At 53.0% G+C, this 14612-nt stretch carries 12 protein-coding genes and 2 pseudogenes; 9 read left to right on the forward strand and 5 right to left on the reverse strand.

Going from position 1 to position 14612, the window contains the following annotated elements:
* Window positions 1-126: 126 nt before the first annotated feature.
* A pseudogene (locus BW992_RS27200) lies at window positions 127-804 on the forward strand (site-specific integrase); the annotation flags it as partial.
* 40 nt (window positions 805-844) lie between these two features.
* On the opposite strand, the gene BW992_RS10235 reads toward BW992_RS27200, so the two are convergent.
* Both BW992_RS10235 and BW992_RS27470 read right to left on the reverse strand, forming a co-directional pair.
* The gene (locus tag BW992_RS10235; RefSeq protein WP_076405277.1) at window positions 845-1681 is read right to left on the reverse strand and encodes an IS3 family transposase; all 837 of its coding nucleotides are present in this window, start codon (window positions 1679-1681) and stop codon (window positions 845-847) included.
* On the reverse strand, window positions 1678-1980 hold the full coding sequence (locus BW992_RS27470; protein ID WP_076405275.1) for a transposase: 303 nt from the start codon (window positions 1978-1980) through the stop codon (window positions 1678-1680). The genes BW992_RS10235 and BW992_RS27470 overlap by 4 nt, the downstream gene beginning before the upstream one ends.
* A gap of 74 nt (window positions 1981-2054) precedes the next feature.
* Between BW992_RS27470 and BW992_RS10245 the strand changes: the two are divergent.
* From BW992_RS10245 to BW992_RS10260, 4 genes and pseudogenes are all read left to right on the forward strand, one after another.
* A pseudogene (locus BW992_RS10245) lies at window positions 2055-2660 on the forward strand (tyrosine-type recombinase/integrase); the annotation flags it as partial.
* A complete protein-coding gene (locus BW992_RS10250; protein ID WP_076406117.1) occupies window positions 2653-4215 on the forward strand; it encodes a site-specific integrase in 1563 nt (520 codons plus the stop codon). The pseudogene BW992_RS10245 and the gene BW992_RS10250, both read left to right, overlap by 8 nt.
* Window positions 4208-6247: an integrase gene (locus BW992_RS10255; protein ID WP_076406119.1), complete on the forward strand. Its 2040-nt coding sequence runs from the start codon at window positions 4208-4210 to the stop codon at window positions 6245-6247. The genes BW992_RS10250 and BW992_RS10255 overlap by 8 nt, the downstream gene beginning before the upstream one ends.
* A 20-nt stretch (window positions 6248-6267) precedes the next feature.
* Window positions 6268-6702, forward strand: coding sequence for a hypothetical protein (locus BW992_RS10260; RefSeq protein ID WP_076406122.1), 435 nt, complete (start codon window positions 6268-6270; stop codon window positions 6700-6702).
* 21 nt (window positions 6703-6723) lie between these two features.
* On the opposite strand, the gene BW992_RS10265 is transcribed toward BW992_RS10260, so the two are convergent.
* Window positions 6724-6999, reverse strand: a complete 276-nt coding sequence (locus BW992_RS10265; protein ID WP_076406124.1) for a helix-turn-helix domain-containing protein — start codon at window positions 6997-6999, stop codon at window positions 6724-6726.
* Between the two features lie 85 nt (window positions 7000-7084).
* On the opposite strand from BW992_RS10265, the gene BW992_RS10270 reads away from it, so the two are divergent.
* The 4 genes from BW992_RS10270 to BW992_RS10285 all read left to right on the forward strand — a co-directional run bounded on the left by BW992_RS10270 (window position 7085) and on the right by BW992_RS10285 (window position 11702).
* Entirely contained in the window at window positions 7085-7510 is a 426-nt protein-coding gene (locus tag BW992_RS10270; protein ID WP_121402098.1) for a hypothetical protein, read from the forward strand.
* Window positions 7511-7526: 16 nt separating this feature from the next.
* Entirely contained in the window at window positions 7527-7997 is a 471-nt protein-coding gene (locus tag BW992_RS10275; RefSeq protein WP_076406128.1) for a hypothetical protein, read from the forward strand.
* A 160-nt stretch (window positions 7998-8157) separates the two neighbouring features.
* Complete coding sequence (locus BW992_RS10280) at window positions 8158-9942, forward strand: ATP-dependent nuclease (RefSeq protein ID WP_076406130.1); 1785 nt, start codon at window positions 8158-8160, stop codon at window positions 9940-9942.
* Window positions 9939-11702: a UvrD-helicase domain-containing protein gene (locus BW992_RS10285; RefSeq protein ID WP_076406132.1), complete on the forward strand. Its 1764-nt coding sequence runs from the start codon at window positions 9939-9941 to the stop codon at window positions 11700-11702. Before BW992_RS10280 ends, BW992_RS10285 begins: the two co-directional genes overlap by 4 nt.
* A 183-nt stretch (window positions 11703-11885) precedes the next feature.
* Here BW992_RS10285 and BW992_RS26885 read toward each other — a convergent pair whose 3' ends face one another.
* Together BW992_RS26885 and BW992_RS10290 are read right to left on the reverse strand one after the other, a co-directional pair.
* Complete coding sequence (locus BW992_RS26885; RefSeq protein WP_148049130.1) at window positions 11886-12881, reverse strand: FitA-like ribbon-helix-helix domain-containing protein; 996 nt, start codon at window positions 12879-12881, stop codon at window positions 11886-11888.
* Between the two features lie 202 nt (window positions 12882-13083).
* Entirely contained in the window at window positions 13084-14601 is a 1518-nt protein-coding gene (locus tag BW992_RS10290) for a DUF5677 domain-containing protein (RefSeq protein ID WP_076406134.1), read from the reverse strand.
* Window positions 14602-14612: the final 11 nt, after the last annotated feature.

The raw sequence follows: 14612 nt of genomic DNA on the forward strand, positions 1-14612 counted from the left end.
GCTTTTTCAGAACCGTAAACATTAAAAGCGAAGCCATTGATTTGGCTTCGCTTTTTTATTGTTTACAGATTTTTGCGGAGTAAGAGCTACATTTGTTAAGCGTTTACCTCTCTGGGGTGTAAACAAATGACTCTGAACCCGTATGCGGTAAAGACGCTTGTCTTGAGCTCTGGGGAGCGCTTGCCAGTGCTGATCGCACTTGCCTCCGGTGCCCCTTTATTCGAACCCTCTGTTTACGTCCTCAGCGAAGTTCGGACGACCAACAGAGCGAGTAATACGATTGACCAGGTTTTGAGGTCAGTCATGGTGCTGCAGCTGTTCCTCGACTCGAGTCGGATTGATATTCAGCAGCGGATCCGAGATGGCGGTGTTTTTCGTTTAAGCGAACTTGACGAGCTTGTCCGGCACTGCAGGCGACCTGTCGCTGATCAACTGAAGTACGATTCAATTTCCCCTTCCCATCACTCCGCTCGTAGAGGCGCCGCTGAACGTGTGCGCCTTTTTCAACGAAAACTTGCACCAACAGAGGTGGCGGGCCATACCGCAGCTAACCGTATTCGGGTCATCCGGGACTATCTTGAATGGCTCGTGAGATACCACATGGCTCGCTATCCCCTGGGTGCAACTGAGACAGAGCGGCTTTGGAATGAGTGGACGTCTTGCAAGGACGCGTTGAACGCGCGACTGCCGCGCCACAAAGGTCGGAATACCATTGGGCAGCGGGAAGGACTTCAGCCAGAGGTGGTGGAGAGACTCCTCAATGTTACGTCGCCAACATCACCGGAGAATCCGTGGAAGGGGGAAAACTGAACTGGTCAAGTAATTCTGGACACCAGTTAAGGTTTCACGCCGCCAGTTTCTCCATAGCTACCGGCGACCGGTAGTCGTTGTAGCTATGGAGCCTGACGTTGTTGTAACGCATCACATAACGTTGTATATCCACACGAGCTTCGTGCTCCGAGTTGTAACCATTCTCTGGCACCCACTCCGACTTCAAGCTTCCAAAAAAACGCTCCATTGGGGCGTTGTCCCAGCATTCACCTTTACGACTCATGCTGTGCACAAGCCCGTGCCTATTTATTTCATTCCTGAATTTATGGCTGGTGTACTGGCAGCCTTGATCAGAATGAAACAGCACTCCCTTTGGGCGGCCTCGCAACTCGACCGCCATCCGCAGTGCCTCGCAAGTCAGCGCGGCGTCAGAAATCAACGAGAAAGACCAGCCCACGATCCGGCGAGCGTACAAATCCAGAACAGCCGCAAAATACAGCCACCGATTGCCGACCTTGATGTACGTCACATCGCCACACCACACCTGGTTGATCGCCGTGACATCAAACTTGCGTTTGAGCAGGTGCGGCGTCACCAGGGCTTCCACACCGGAAGATTTGTACTTGTGCCGTCGACGCTGCCGACTCGCAACACCGGCTTCACGCATCAAACTGCGAGCCATATGTCGCCCGACACGATGCCCCTTTGCTTGCAGCTCCTTGGAAAGGGTGCGAGCCCCCGCGGATGCTCTGGATTCCTTGTGATGCTCGACCAGCACGGCTTTAAGTTTCTCCCGCTCAGGCTTCACCTTGCCTTGGCGCTGCCGCCAAGCGTAAAAGCTGCTGCGGTTGACTCCAAACGCCCGACAGCAATTGTTAACGCCGTACTGCTCGTCCAGCTCATCGATCAACGAGAATGATCTTTGGAGTCCAAAAGCAGGAGAGCACTGGCCTTTTTTAGGATTTCAATGTCCAGGTCTTTTTGCCTGAGCAACGCTTTGAGCTGCTGAATCTCTCGCTGATCGGCGGTAATCGCCTTGGCCCCTTGCGGGGTTGAGCCCAAGCGTTCTTGACGCACCTGATCGACCCAACGGCGCAAGGCCGTTGGGCCAATATCCAAACTGGCACAGACCTCTGGGACCGACTGGCCCTCGTCCAGCACCAAGCTGGCAGCCTTGAGCTTGAATTCCCTGGAATAAGATTTACGCATAGCCAAACACCTCAGATTTGAGCGCCATCATAGCGCCCGATTGAAGTGTCCAAAATCATTAGGCCAGTTCAAACACGCGCATTCGAAACGCTCTCCTAGTGCGCTGGTTCTACGAGCTTGGCCTACGGCGTGGCGAAGCTTTGAACGTAAAGATTCCCGACATTAACTTTCAGTCGGAGGAGCTGACGGTTGTTAGGCGAGCAGACGATCCGCAAGACCCCCGAAAGGATCAGCCACTGGTCAAGACGCGTGACCGAAAGATTCCATTATCCCCAGGCCTTTGCAAGCTGACTCACGAATACATAACCATCACACGCCGAGCCACTGAAGGTGCAAGGCGGCACCCATACCTATTCATAGCCATCGGCACCGGGGCGCCTCTTTCGCTCAGTGCTGTGAATGCTGTTTTCGCCGAGCTTCGGAATGCCTTCAATGGCGAGTTCGATGCTGTAACTCCGCATGTTTTGCGTCACACGTGGAACGACCGCTTCTCGGACATTATGGACAATGCGCAAGTCTCTGAAGCCGAAGAAGAGCGCATGCGATCTTTCTTGATGGGGTGGGCACCGACCTCAAAGACTTCTGTCAATTACACCCGGCGGCACATCCGACTGAAAGCTCAGCAAGTGTCTTTGTCGATGCAAGCGAAGCAAGTAGACGGTGTGTCGAGTGATGACTGAAAAACGAGCAATTACCCATCAGTCGTTGGGCGGTCTGACTCTGCCGCCTACTGTGAGGGCGCTCAGCGGAGCGGTGTTCGATCCGAGCGCCAAGCGATGGACATTCCATGATGGCCTTCACTCAATCAGTGTGAATTTCGAAAGACTGAGAGGGTGTGCGAGTGATGAGTTAATCACGGCAGCAAAGTTTCCCTTGCTTTGGTATGCCGAAAACACGGAAGCGACGACTGTCGTCTCATTGTTTGACCATTTGAGGCGATTACTCGAATCGATTTCGGATGGCCAGGGACAGCCAGTCAGCGTCATTGATGCGCCGCTGCTCGCTAACTTTCGAGCTTCCTTGGTATGTGATACCGAGTGGAAGTTGGGGGCTTTGAGTGCCTTTCTCAAAAAATGGGAGAGCTTGGGCGTGCCGGGCGTGACGAACGCTGCCGTGCGCTTTCTGAAAAGTATTCGCCTCAAAGGGAACTGCAAGGGCGCAGCAGTCCTGACTATGGACCCGCTCAAGGGGCCGCTTACGGACATTGAACGCTCGGCCACACAGGCAGCACTGAACGATGCCTTTGCCGCCAAGAAAATCGCCTTGGATGACTATCTTTTGACTTGGCTTTGCTTGCTGTTGGGGCAGAGGAACATCCAGTTCGCAATGTTGAAGGTCTGCGATGTCAAAGAGATTGCGAAAGCGGATGGGAGCCACGAGTACGTACTGCGAGTGCCTAGGGTTAAGCAAGTTAGTGCCGAGGCTCGACGGGAGCAATTCAAGGAGCGATTGATAACTCCCAGCGTCGGAAAAATGCTTATAGGCTACGCGAGTAGTGTTCGCAAACGATTCGAACTTGACGGCAAATTCTCCGGCGAACTATCGCAAGCGCCACTGTTTCCTCAAAGGAAGGCGACGAAAAAGGCTCGTCCAGATTTTCACTATCACACGTCACCTGCGCAGATTGGCAATAGAATAAGTTCGGTATTTGAAGCTTTACAGGTGTATTCGGAGCGAACCGGTGAACCCATTAAGGTTACCTCTAAAAGGCTGCGACATACGATGGCTACGTCCGCGGCAAGAGAGGGACATGGCGAGCTGATCATCGCTGAATTGCTCGATCATAGCGACACTCAAAATGTCGGGATTTATGTGAAGGCCACACCGGAAATCATTGAACGGATCGACCGTGCAGTGGCGCTTCGAATGGCGCCCCTTGCTCATGCGTTTACCGGTGTCGTCATTAGTGAGGAGTCGGCGGCGATCCGTGGCAGTGACCCAACGAGTCGGATTGTCGATCCTCGCTTTGACGAAACGATGAAGCCGATGGGGAACTGTGGCCGCGGCGGACCTTGTGGTTTTATGGCTCCTATCGCGTGCTACACCTGTAAAAACTTCCAAGCCTGGGTCGATGGTCCTCATGAAGCGGTGCTGGACTACCTCTTGGTCGAGCGTGAACGACTGATCGCAGCGGCAGATGCCCGCATCGCAGCAGTGAATGACCGAACGATTCTGGCCGTTGCCGAGGTGATTGAGCTCACTCGTGAGAAGCGTGGGGAGACGAAAGATGCCTGACAGCCTCGTGGTGTTCACCCCCAGGGCAGAGCGGGGTGCTGCAGAAAACTTGGGCGAGTTTATCGCGATGAGTCGTTCTCAATTGACCATTTTCGGTGCTGGTCTTCGTTTTAACGATATGACATGGGATGTCACCGACACCACGCAGCTGAAGGCGCATGGTAAGAACCGGATCCGCATCTGCTTCTCTACTCAAGAAACAGTAGATGACATATTGCCAACTCAGATGGCTGAGCCGTTTGTGTCTTTTGCCAAAGCTTACGTCCGCTACATGCAGGGTATGCGGCCAACGAAGAATCCAGCTTTTCGAGTCACTGCGCTGCGCGCCCTTGAGGCCGCTTTTAGGAAGAGCGGTCATTTGATCCCGGTGATGATGGATGGCGACACGTTTAATCGAGCTGCGCGAATTATCGCTGAGCGCCTCTCAGGATCTACGGCCTATCGAGTAGGCTCTCAGCTCGAGTTGATTGCTAGGTTTATGTCAGAGCACCGTCTCACAGCGATTCCGCTATCGTGGCGTAGTCCGATCAATCGACCGCTCGATACGGTTCGTGTGGGGCAGGAGTTTGACAAGCGCCGGAACGAAAAGATGCCATCTCAAGCTGCATTGGAAGCGCTTCCCAAGACGTTCTACATGGCGATCCAACCTAATGACGTTATGTTCTCGTCGATTGCCGCGATTCTCTGCTCTGCGCCTGATCGTATCAATGAGGTGTTACTGCTTACCGAGAACTGCGAGGTTTATGAAAAAACGTCAGGTGGTAAAGATGCCTACGGCCTGCGATGGCATTCGGCAAAGGGGGCTGATCCAATGGTTAAATGGATCATTCCCTCAATGGCTCTCGTTGTCGCTGAGGCCGTTGCCAAAATCAGGCATTTGACGGAAGGCGCTCGACGTATTGCTAAATGGTACGAGTTGAACCCAGAAAAGCTTTATCTACCTCAGCATTTGGAGTACCTGAGAAGCCAAGACTTTTTAACAATGGATGAAGTTCAGCAGGTAATTTTGCTTGATGAGGGCGCGGCTTCATTTGCGCGACTTTGGTGCACCGCAAATGATGTGTTGTTAATAAAAGTTGGCCGCAGGGTATGTGCGCGATTTGCTGATGTCGAAAGAGCCGCAATAGCTCTACTTCCAGCGGGATTCCCGCTGCTAAACGCGGAAATGGACCTTAAGTTTTCAGAAGCGCTCATCGTAGTGCGGCGTAATGAACTGCATTCCGCCAAAGGTACTTTTGGCTGTGTCATTGAACCGGTCACCATCAATCAGGTGAACACAGCGCTCGGCACCAGAAGTGAATATGGTTTTGAATCGATGTTTGGACGTCTTGGTTTCACTGAGCCAGACGGCAGCCATATCCGAGTATCTACCCATCAGTTTCGTCACTATTTAAATACCTTGGCGCAGGCGGGGGGGATGAGTCAGTTGGATATTGCGAAGTGGTCGGGGCGCTTGGATGTCCGTCAAAACGAGGTTTATGACCATGTGAGCGCAGATCAAATGGTGGCGAAGATTCGCGAGTCCATTGGCGACGAATCCCATATGTTCGGCCCGCTGGCAAAGCTGCCGAAGAATATCCCGATTTCACGAGATGAGTTTGCACGGCTTAAGATTCCGACAGCCCATACGACTGACTTTGGCTTCTGCGTCCATGACTACACGATGATGCCATGCGACCGGCATGCCGACTGCATCAACTGTAACGAGCATGTATGCGTGAAGGGTGATGAAGGCAAGGCCATGATGGTGAAACGTCGGCTACAGGATGCGCAGGAATTGCTGGTGCGTGCTGAAGCTGCGACGGTGAAGGGCTACTACGGAGCGGATCGCTGGATGGAGCATCACAAGAAAACGGTATTACGTCTAACCCAGCTTACAGAAGTTCTCGATAACCCAGCGGTTCCAACCGGCTCTGTAATTCAGCTCGCTGATGTTCCCGTTGTTTCATGGGGCATTGAACAGGCGTTAGAGGATCGAATTGCATTAGACGACTATTCGGCGCAGAAGCGGCTCCTACCGGGGCAGCGGTAACCAGAAGAAACGGAGCGAGGATGACTAAACGACGTGCCAGAAACCTCGATGACCAGGCTATCGAACGTATTATTGGTGTATTAGATGGATGGTCAGGCAAGCTCTCTTGGGATCTACTCGTAGACTCAATTGAGAGGTATTTGGGGGGGCGGTACACGCGTCAGGCACTCGATAAGCATGGGCGAATCAAATCTGCATACCAGATAGCCAAAGCGCGAATCAGCAATGTATCTAGCTCCGAGCGTCGACAGAAGTTAACTGGTGCGGAAATTGGAGTGCTTATACAGCGCCTTGAGCGTTTGGAAGCAGAGAATGCTCGACTCAAAGTTGAGAATGGAAGCTTGCTCGAGCAATTCATGACGTGGGCCTATAACGCACATCTGAAAGGGCTTTCAAAAGAATACTTGAATGCGCCGCTTCCGAAGGTCGACAGAGAGCTTACTAAGGCTAAATAACGTAAATTAGGACACCTAGTATTATAGTCCTTCAATTTCTTTTCGGATGCGTTCGAAGATTTGTTCAAGGGTCTGCGAGCTATCGCACTGTAAGTAACAGAGGACGAGAATGGACATGGGATGAACGTCCATAGCAGATGCAATTTCGTCGAGCTTATCAATCGTCGGGCTCTTCAGGCCTCGCTCAAGCGTGCTGAGATAGGTTCTGCTGCTTACATCGGAAAAGTCCTCCTGTGTGAGCCCTTTACTCGTCCTTAGCTGCTTCAGCGCCTGCCCGAAGGCTTTTTTCAGTTCCATTTGCCAATCTCGCAAAAGGAACGATGAGGCCTGTATGAGCCCTTTAGGGCTACAATCTATAGTGTTCATTGGCCGGAGCTACGGCATGTTCAGAACACATCTGCAGGCAGAGGTGAAAGGAGCCGTTGCGTTCGGCGGCGGCCTGCGCGTTTGGCGCTATGTAGAGCAAGCCATCCACTGTCCTTGGCTCTATGTCAGCTGTACAGAGACGAATGGAGAGGCAACCCTCAATAGCATGCTGATGGTCGCAGATATGTCGTTGTTCGAAGACATGCTGGCCCAGCAGACCGAGACTCAGCGTGTAGAGCGAGTGCTGCTTGTTAGTCCAGGGCATCTCAATCGAAGCTCTGGCTGGCTGATGGAGGGGCTCGTGGAGTTGTGCGAGGCGATAGGCCCTGCGTGCGAGCACCTGGCCTATGTTTACAGGCTGGAAGGTGGCAGCACCTACTGGGACGGATATGTTCAGAATCCGCAGCATACTCTGCTTCGAGTGATTTATTCTCGGAGCTGATTTTGCGGAGGTGGCCATGAATCTAGACCAGCAGGATGAAGTGTTCGTCCTTCAGCTAATCAATGCTATCTGTTCGCGGAGCCCACGACAGGTTCCTGAAGATGCCCTAGCCGATTTCGCAAAGCAGGTTTGGTATGGAGAGCTGAATCTAGTCGTTCTGCTTGGGGAGCACCTGGTGCGATCGGACATGGCCGACGAGCAACGGCGAAGGCTGCTCTACGTTATAGATCGGCTGATTTGTTACCCCTGCATACTGCGCTCGAAGGCAACCCAGCTACGGACGATTCTGAAGGAATGGGCTGAGCTGAAGCCCACACAACCAACCACCAACGCTATCGAACTCGCTGCCCGGCACATGCTGGATAAGAAGGCCTTCGAGTGGGGGCTAGAGGAGGACATTACACCGCAGATGAAATCTGTGCTGCAGTACCAGACTCGCCATTACGCAGCATCTCTGGGGAGGGTAACTGGATATTCTGAGCCATAAGCTCCTCACCCAATCTTTTCCTATTGCCTTTTATGACGTTCTGATCCTATGTGTGGTCATGGTTCCGGCTATACGGCAGGAGGGGAAGCGCCACAAGCAGCCAGATCCCAGAGTTGACCAGCTACACTCTTTTTCATGCACGCAGCTATGGACGGGCCCCATGCACCTCAGCAGGATTGTTGTTCAGAATTTCAGATCCCTGAAGTATCTCGATGTCCCAATCGCTCCTGGTTCATCGGCCATCATCGGAGAAAACAGTGTTGGGAAGACCAATCTGTTTCATGCTCTCCGCATTTGTCTCGATGTACAGCTGTCATCGACGTATCGGTCATTGCTGAAAGATGACATCCACTCACAGGTGAATCTTGGGGAGCCTTTTCAAGTTCTGATAGGTGTCGAATTTTCCGGTTTTCAGGGTAACGAAAATCAGGAGGCGCTACTGCACGGCGCTCAGATCGCGCATGATCGGGCACGGTTGTTCTATCGCTTTCGGCCTCGGAAAGCAGTTCGTGAGGAGCTGAGCCGTGGAGAGCTTCAGCGCCAGTTGACCCTGGAGGACTACTCTTGGGAGTTAGCGGGAGGGGGAAACCCTCAGGTGGATCTGACTGACATAGTATGGTCGGACGAGTTACCGGCCTTAGGTGCCTCTAGCGTCAACTTCCAATACCTCCAGTCTTATCTTGTCGTTTTTCTGCCGGCGCTGCGCGATGTAGAGGCGGATCTACAGTCTCGGCGCTCAACTCTCGCCCGTTTGATTGACGCCTTTCAAATCGACGAGCAAGAGCAGAATGCTCTCGTCCAAGCGGTTCACTTAGCGAACCAACAGATTGAAAGATCGCCCACCATCCAAGGCATTGCTGAATCGATAGATAGTGCGTTCGAGCGCATTAGCGGACCTGCATTCAGGCTGGATGTGGAGCTGGGACTTTCCTCCGCGACCTTCCAGTCCATCCTTCGAAATCTGATCGTGCTACTGAGCAATGATCTGGTTTCAAAATTTGAGCCCCGCCGCAACGGTCTTGGCCTCAACAACATTCTTTATATTGCGACGCTCGTGGAGTACTTCCGCAAGCGGGCGGAGCTCGGCCGCGCAGCAGGAGAGATTCTGCTAATAGAAGAGCCTGAGGCGCATCTGCACCCGCAGCTACAAAGCACATTGGTTGAGGCACTTCGATCAATGCCATTTCAGTCTTTGGTCTCAACGCACAGCACTCAGGTTACGGCCAAAGTCCCGCTGGCCAACTACGTCGTGATGACGGCTCGTGCTGACGGCACACCATTTGCCGCGGCCCCTGCCTATAACCAACGACTGACAGAGTCTGACAGGCAGGATCTGGGCCGTTACCTGGACGCTACCAAGTCAAACCTTCTTTTTGCCAAGAAGGTGATTCTGGTTGAGGGCGCAGCCGAGATGCTGCTCATTCCTCCTCTTGTTAAGCAGGTAATGGGCATCGATCTCGAACGCGAAGGGATTTCGCTCGTTGCAATACATGGTGTCCACTTCGCACCCTTTGCGCGCCTGTTTGGTGAGGACTGTTTACCGAAGCGCTGCGCGATTGTGGCGGATGCCGATCAAGATGTCGGTTTCGCAATGCCTGACGATGATGTACCGATGAATGCGCCTCATGCCTTGCTTCGTGGGCCTTACGTAGAGGTGTTCCTTGGCCTGACGACCTTTGAAAAAGAACTATCTACCGATGGTAATTTGCCAATGCTTCGGGCCGTGGCTGAGCAGCTCGGAGCTCCTAGGTTGATGCAAGCGCTTGATGCTCATGTATTGCTCGGCCTCGGGCCAATGCCCGATGAATTGAAGAATAAAGTACTTCGTACAGCTAGGCGGTTTGGCAAGGGCCGTTTCGCTCAAGTTGCCGCAAGAAACGTAGCGTTGGCGCGTGAGGTGCCAGCTTACATTGCAAATGCCATTCATTGGTTGAGGGCGGAATGAGCCTTACTGATGAGCAGCGAGAGGCTGTCAGCGAAGAAGGAAACCTATTGCTAACGGCATGCCCTGGAAGCGGCAAAACAAGAACACTAATTGCCAAGGCTCTACGTGAAATTGAAAAGCTTCGCGAGTCGCCGAGGAGAGTTTGTTGCATCACGTACACAAACTCAGCCGCCCAGGAAATTGAGGAGCGTGCGCGACTCGAAATGCAGGATGGGGACGAACTTCACCTCCTAGTATCCACTATCCATTCTTTTTGTCTGCAGGAGATCTTGAGGCCGTATGGCTGGCTTCTACCAGGCTTCATAGGAGGGGTTCGTGTATTGACCCGAGACAATCCGGACTTTGAGGAGATCGCTAACCACGCCGCTCGTAGTGTGGGCGTTGATCATCTTGGGGTCGCGGAGTATGAGGCCTTTGAGGCCCTCAGTCTCAATGCTGCCGGAGAGCTGATTGGCAGCGCGGCCAGAAACGCGATTGTCGCTAGAGCAGCTCCGGCCTTTTGGCAACGGTGCATTGCACTTGGATATCTCGATTTCTGCTCGATTATCTACAGGTCGTATTTGATCCTCCGGGATCATCCTCTTATCACTAGCTCACTTTGCGCGAAATACGCATGGTTCTTGGTGGATGAGTTTCAAGACACCACGGAGCTGCAGATAGAAATTCTGCGTCTGCTTTACCAAGCGGGACGGTCGCGTTTCTTTTTGGTTGGTGATCTCGCCCAGTCCATCTACGCGTTCACCGGCGCCAGACCCGAGCTAGTGCTTCCCTTTGGTCAGGCCATAAATGCTCGACTAGATCTCACGCTAAGTCAGAACTTCCGCTCTAGCGCTCACATCGTTGAACATGCCGAGCGCCTTTTTCCACGCAATCCGCCTATGACTTCTGTTGGCCGCAACCGCGCCTTCATGCAGCAGCCTGTCCTGATCCGCGACGTATCCAACTTCGTCGCGATTACCGAGCACTTTCTTCCGATGCTCACCGCATATGGCATACCTCTTGGTAAGGCCACGATCTTAGGTCGTGAGTGGAGAGGCTTGATCGACTTGGCCCGAGAGCTCCGTGACTTCGGCACGCCAGTAGTGGGGCCAGGCGCCCGCCCTTACAGAAAATCACGGTTGTTTGCCTCGCTGGCTGAGCAACTCTGTGCTGCGGTTGAAGACACGCAGCCAGGAACCATGAGGCAGCTTGAGCGGGCCGTCTTCCATACGGTCCTTGATATCACTGGGCAACCGCGACTTGATGTCTTCTCTCATGAAGGGCGTGTGCTGATCATCCGGCTGCTCCATGCTGCTCGCCGGCACGCACAGTTCGGAGGTGCATTGGCATGGCTGGAGGGGATGTCTCACGAGGCGGGGAGCCTGATGGTCGAGGCAGAGCTCATAGATCGAACACAGGCCGGCCTACTGGTCGCCTCTGTTCAGGAAATGAGGGCAGACATGGCCAGACAGAATATCGATGTGGCTAACCTGCAGATTGGGGATCTTGGTTTGTTCGCTAATCCGGCTACTGCGCTAAGGCTATCGACGATCCACTATGCAAAAGGCCGGGAGTTCGAAGCTGTAGCCATCATCGACGTCAAGCAGGGTAAATTCCCAGACTTTCGTTCTAGAACCCAGGACGCAATCGATGGTGACAAGCGGCTTCTTTATGTCGGGCTCACACGGGCTGAAAAGCTACTAATGTATATTTCTGATCGGGATCGCTGGGCCAATCCTCCCAGTATATTCTTAGGAGCTACTGGGGTAGGGGTGGTCTGAGAGTTAAAAGCACTGGATAAGCTCGTTAGTTAGCCGTGTCGATCAATCTTGAAGAGTGGTCATGATTTTAAAGATATCTAGGCGATTTGGTGCAATTCAGAGTTTTCAAAAAACGTCCCTAGATATCTGAGGCTTATATTTGCTGACTACCAATAAGTAGTCAGCAAGTCTCTCGGCTCGGTTTCACTCGAGTGCGCTTGGGTTCTGCTCTGGTGTTTGAGATAATTCAAAGTTGTCTTTAATTCCGTTTAATCTTTCACGCTGTTCTTTCAGTGTAGGTCGCCCCTCAATAACTCGGGCGATACGTTCCGTAATGTTTTTCCATCCAGGCCAGTAATTATGGTCTCGAAACTGGTTCTCATCCCAAAAGTCCTCCCACCAGCAGCTTTTCTCCTCATGTCGAAGAACGTTCATAGGGTGGCGTTTTCCGGCTAATAGCGAAGAGTATGCGCTCTCGCTAACCAAGTAGCCTTCAACAAATACGCTGCTACCGCCTTTACCTGTCCAGCGTTTGTATAGGCCTTGAAGTACAAGGCTAAGCGAGGCCAAACTTGACTCACCTCCTGCCCCAATAACCTCGCTAACATGGTATGGGGTTGAGAAGGTTTGGGAGTTCCAGTCAGAGAAACTTTTCACAAAAGCGAACTCTCCGGATTCGCTTTTGTTGCGGATCAAGTGGATTTTTGGGCTTTCCCCCGACTCAGATGGAGTTAGAAGCCAGTCTGAACCTAAAAACGCATCTTCAGGTATACGCGTATAAACGGAAGAATATGGACTGCCCTCGCCATGTAGGAGCCAGTCTTTTTTACATCCTAGCAGATCGGCAATTTGCGAGAGTTCTGTCAGAGACGGCTCTTCTTCCCCTGCGAACCAACGCTCAACATTCCCTGCGTGCGTCCACCCTAACGCCTCTGCGAGTCTAGAAGGCGTTGCCAATTTTGAAGGCCGCAATTCACTTATTTCGGTCTGCAAATAGCGTAGGCGCTGACCTATTAAGGTGACTCGTGTATTACGTTCTTCGCCCGCAATTTGTGGTTGTACCCATGCACGTATAGCTTGCCGGGCCTCCGCCTCAAGTGAGCGGTCATGGCGCTCAGCCAATTGACTCAAGGCGTTTAAGACCTCTGATGGCAGATTCCGAACGGTTATTTTTCCAGAGGGGGCATCGCTATTGAACATCTTAGGCACCGGCACGAAGAGATGAAATCCAAGCCTAAAACAAAATGACCTCAAAATGCATCATTTTGTTTTTGTTCTTCTGGTTTGCTCGAACGCTGCCGCATCCCTCCTGCCTGATTGGGCTACATACCCATATGAGTAGCCAAATCGAGCGCTGCCTTCATTACAGGGAAGCGTGCACGAACGTCGCCCCCGCTTCGCCTCAAGCTGGCGCCACAGGAGCTTCTGGATTTTCTGCTTCGTCTCCTGATACATCCGCAAGAACGAAGCGAGTGCCGAAGCCTGGATAAATGGTGTTCACGTCATCAAGTATGCAGTTCACCAGATGCAATGCGTCATCTGTTGTGGGCTCCAACATGCGATGGAAAGGGAGTGGGATGCGATGGAAGCGATGTAGAGGATTCAGGCAGTGAGTGAAGTTGGTGTCCCGAATTGCTCCCCATTGGCCGTGGACAAATCCAGAGGCCCAGCCGTAGTAGCGGTCATAGTCCTCCTTCGTGCCCGATTCCTCCGCCAGCCGTCGAAGGTCTTTCCCGCACCAGTGGCCCAGGTCAATTTCCACGTATTCTTGGAAGTAGTCTTCGTTCGCCAGCGCCTCGAGCGTCGCTTGGGCAACGAACCGAGGCTTTTGGCCCGACATCTCCTCGTGCTTCAGCAGTGCCAACTTGGCCTGGCCGGCACCGTATGAGCGAAACTTCTTCCACATCTCGTCGGTGCCGTTTCGAACGAGGTAGGCCAGGGATATCCGGCATTCTGTGAGCGAGCGGAGCAGTAGTCGGCCAGTGATCGCGGAGCTCAGCGGTCCCATGCTCATCTCGGCTAGGCAGGCCAGTGCGTAGAACCCAAAGCCGAACACACCGTCGTGTTTGGGATTTAGTCCTGTGCTGCTAAGAGAGTCATACCAGTGCTGGAGTAGCGCCTCTCGGACTTCAATGAGATGCTTTTGAATGTCCTCTGGATAGGACTCGCCCGCTCTTGAGTCGAGGGGGGCAGCCACGCAGGTGGTGTGCTGCAGAACGTAGTCCCAAAATAGGTTCGGCCATGGATGGAGAGCCGCGTCGGCAAAGGTCATTTCCATCGCGCGGATGGACGGCCTAACCGATCGCATATCCCCTCTGTAGGGGTAATCCGTGAGTTCGTACCACTCTTCCTCCGGCATGTGGATTTCGCCCAGCGCCATTCTGAAGAGAATGCTGACCCAACGGACATCCGTGGCTTCCTGCGATTGATGGTCAAAGGTGGTTTGAACCGCTTTCCCGAGGGTTTGCCAATCGTCTTCGTTAGGCTCAACTGCCAAGGCGGTTTTCCACCACTGATGTGCTGGTAAACCTTCAAGCAGGAGCAAGGGACGCAGTGCCTGGACACCCGTATGGGTCTGACGCACGATGCCAACAATTTCTTCTACGAGCTCTCGAGATTGGTATTGGAGATCGGAGTGCCGAAGTGTCCATCCGCTGCCATTCTCCTCCGGCGGCCTTCGGTAGCGCACTCCAATTGAGGCGATCTTCCGGAACAGCTCCAAAGCTGCTTCTCGAGGGACGACAGTGATGATGAGACAAGCCCAGAGCATTTCTGGTAGTCGGTCGTTAGACCATGAAGCGAAGCTGATGCCCGGTATTTGCATGAATGGAGGCACCAGCGCCTTGCCTACCCTTTTATGCCCGGCAAGCGGCGTTGTGTTTCGACCGCTACGATGCGTTTTTTTCTTCTTCTTCGACATGCGTGTTCCCC

It is taken from the genome of Pseudomonas sp. 7SR1 (genome assembly GCF_900156465.1).
GTDB lineage: Bacteria > Pseudomonadota > Gammaproteobacteria > Pseudomonadales > Pseudomonadaceae > Aquipseudomonas.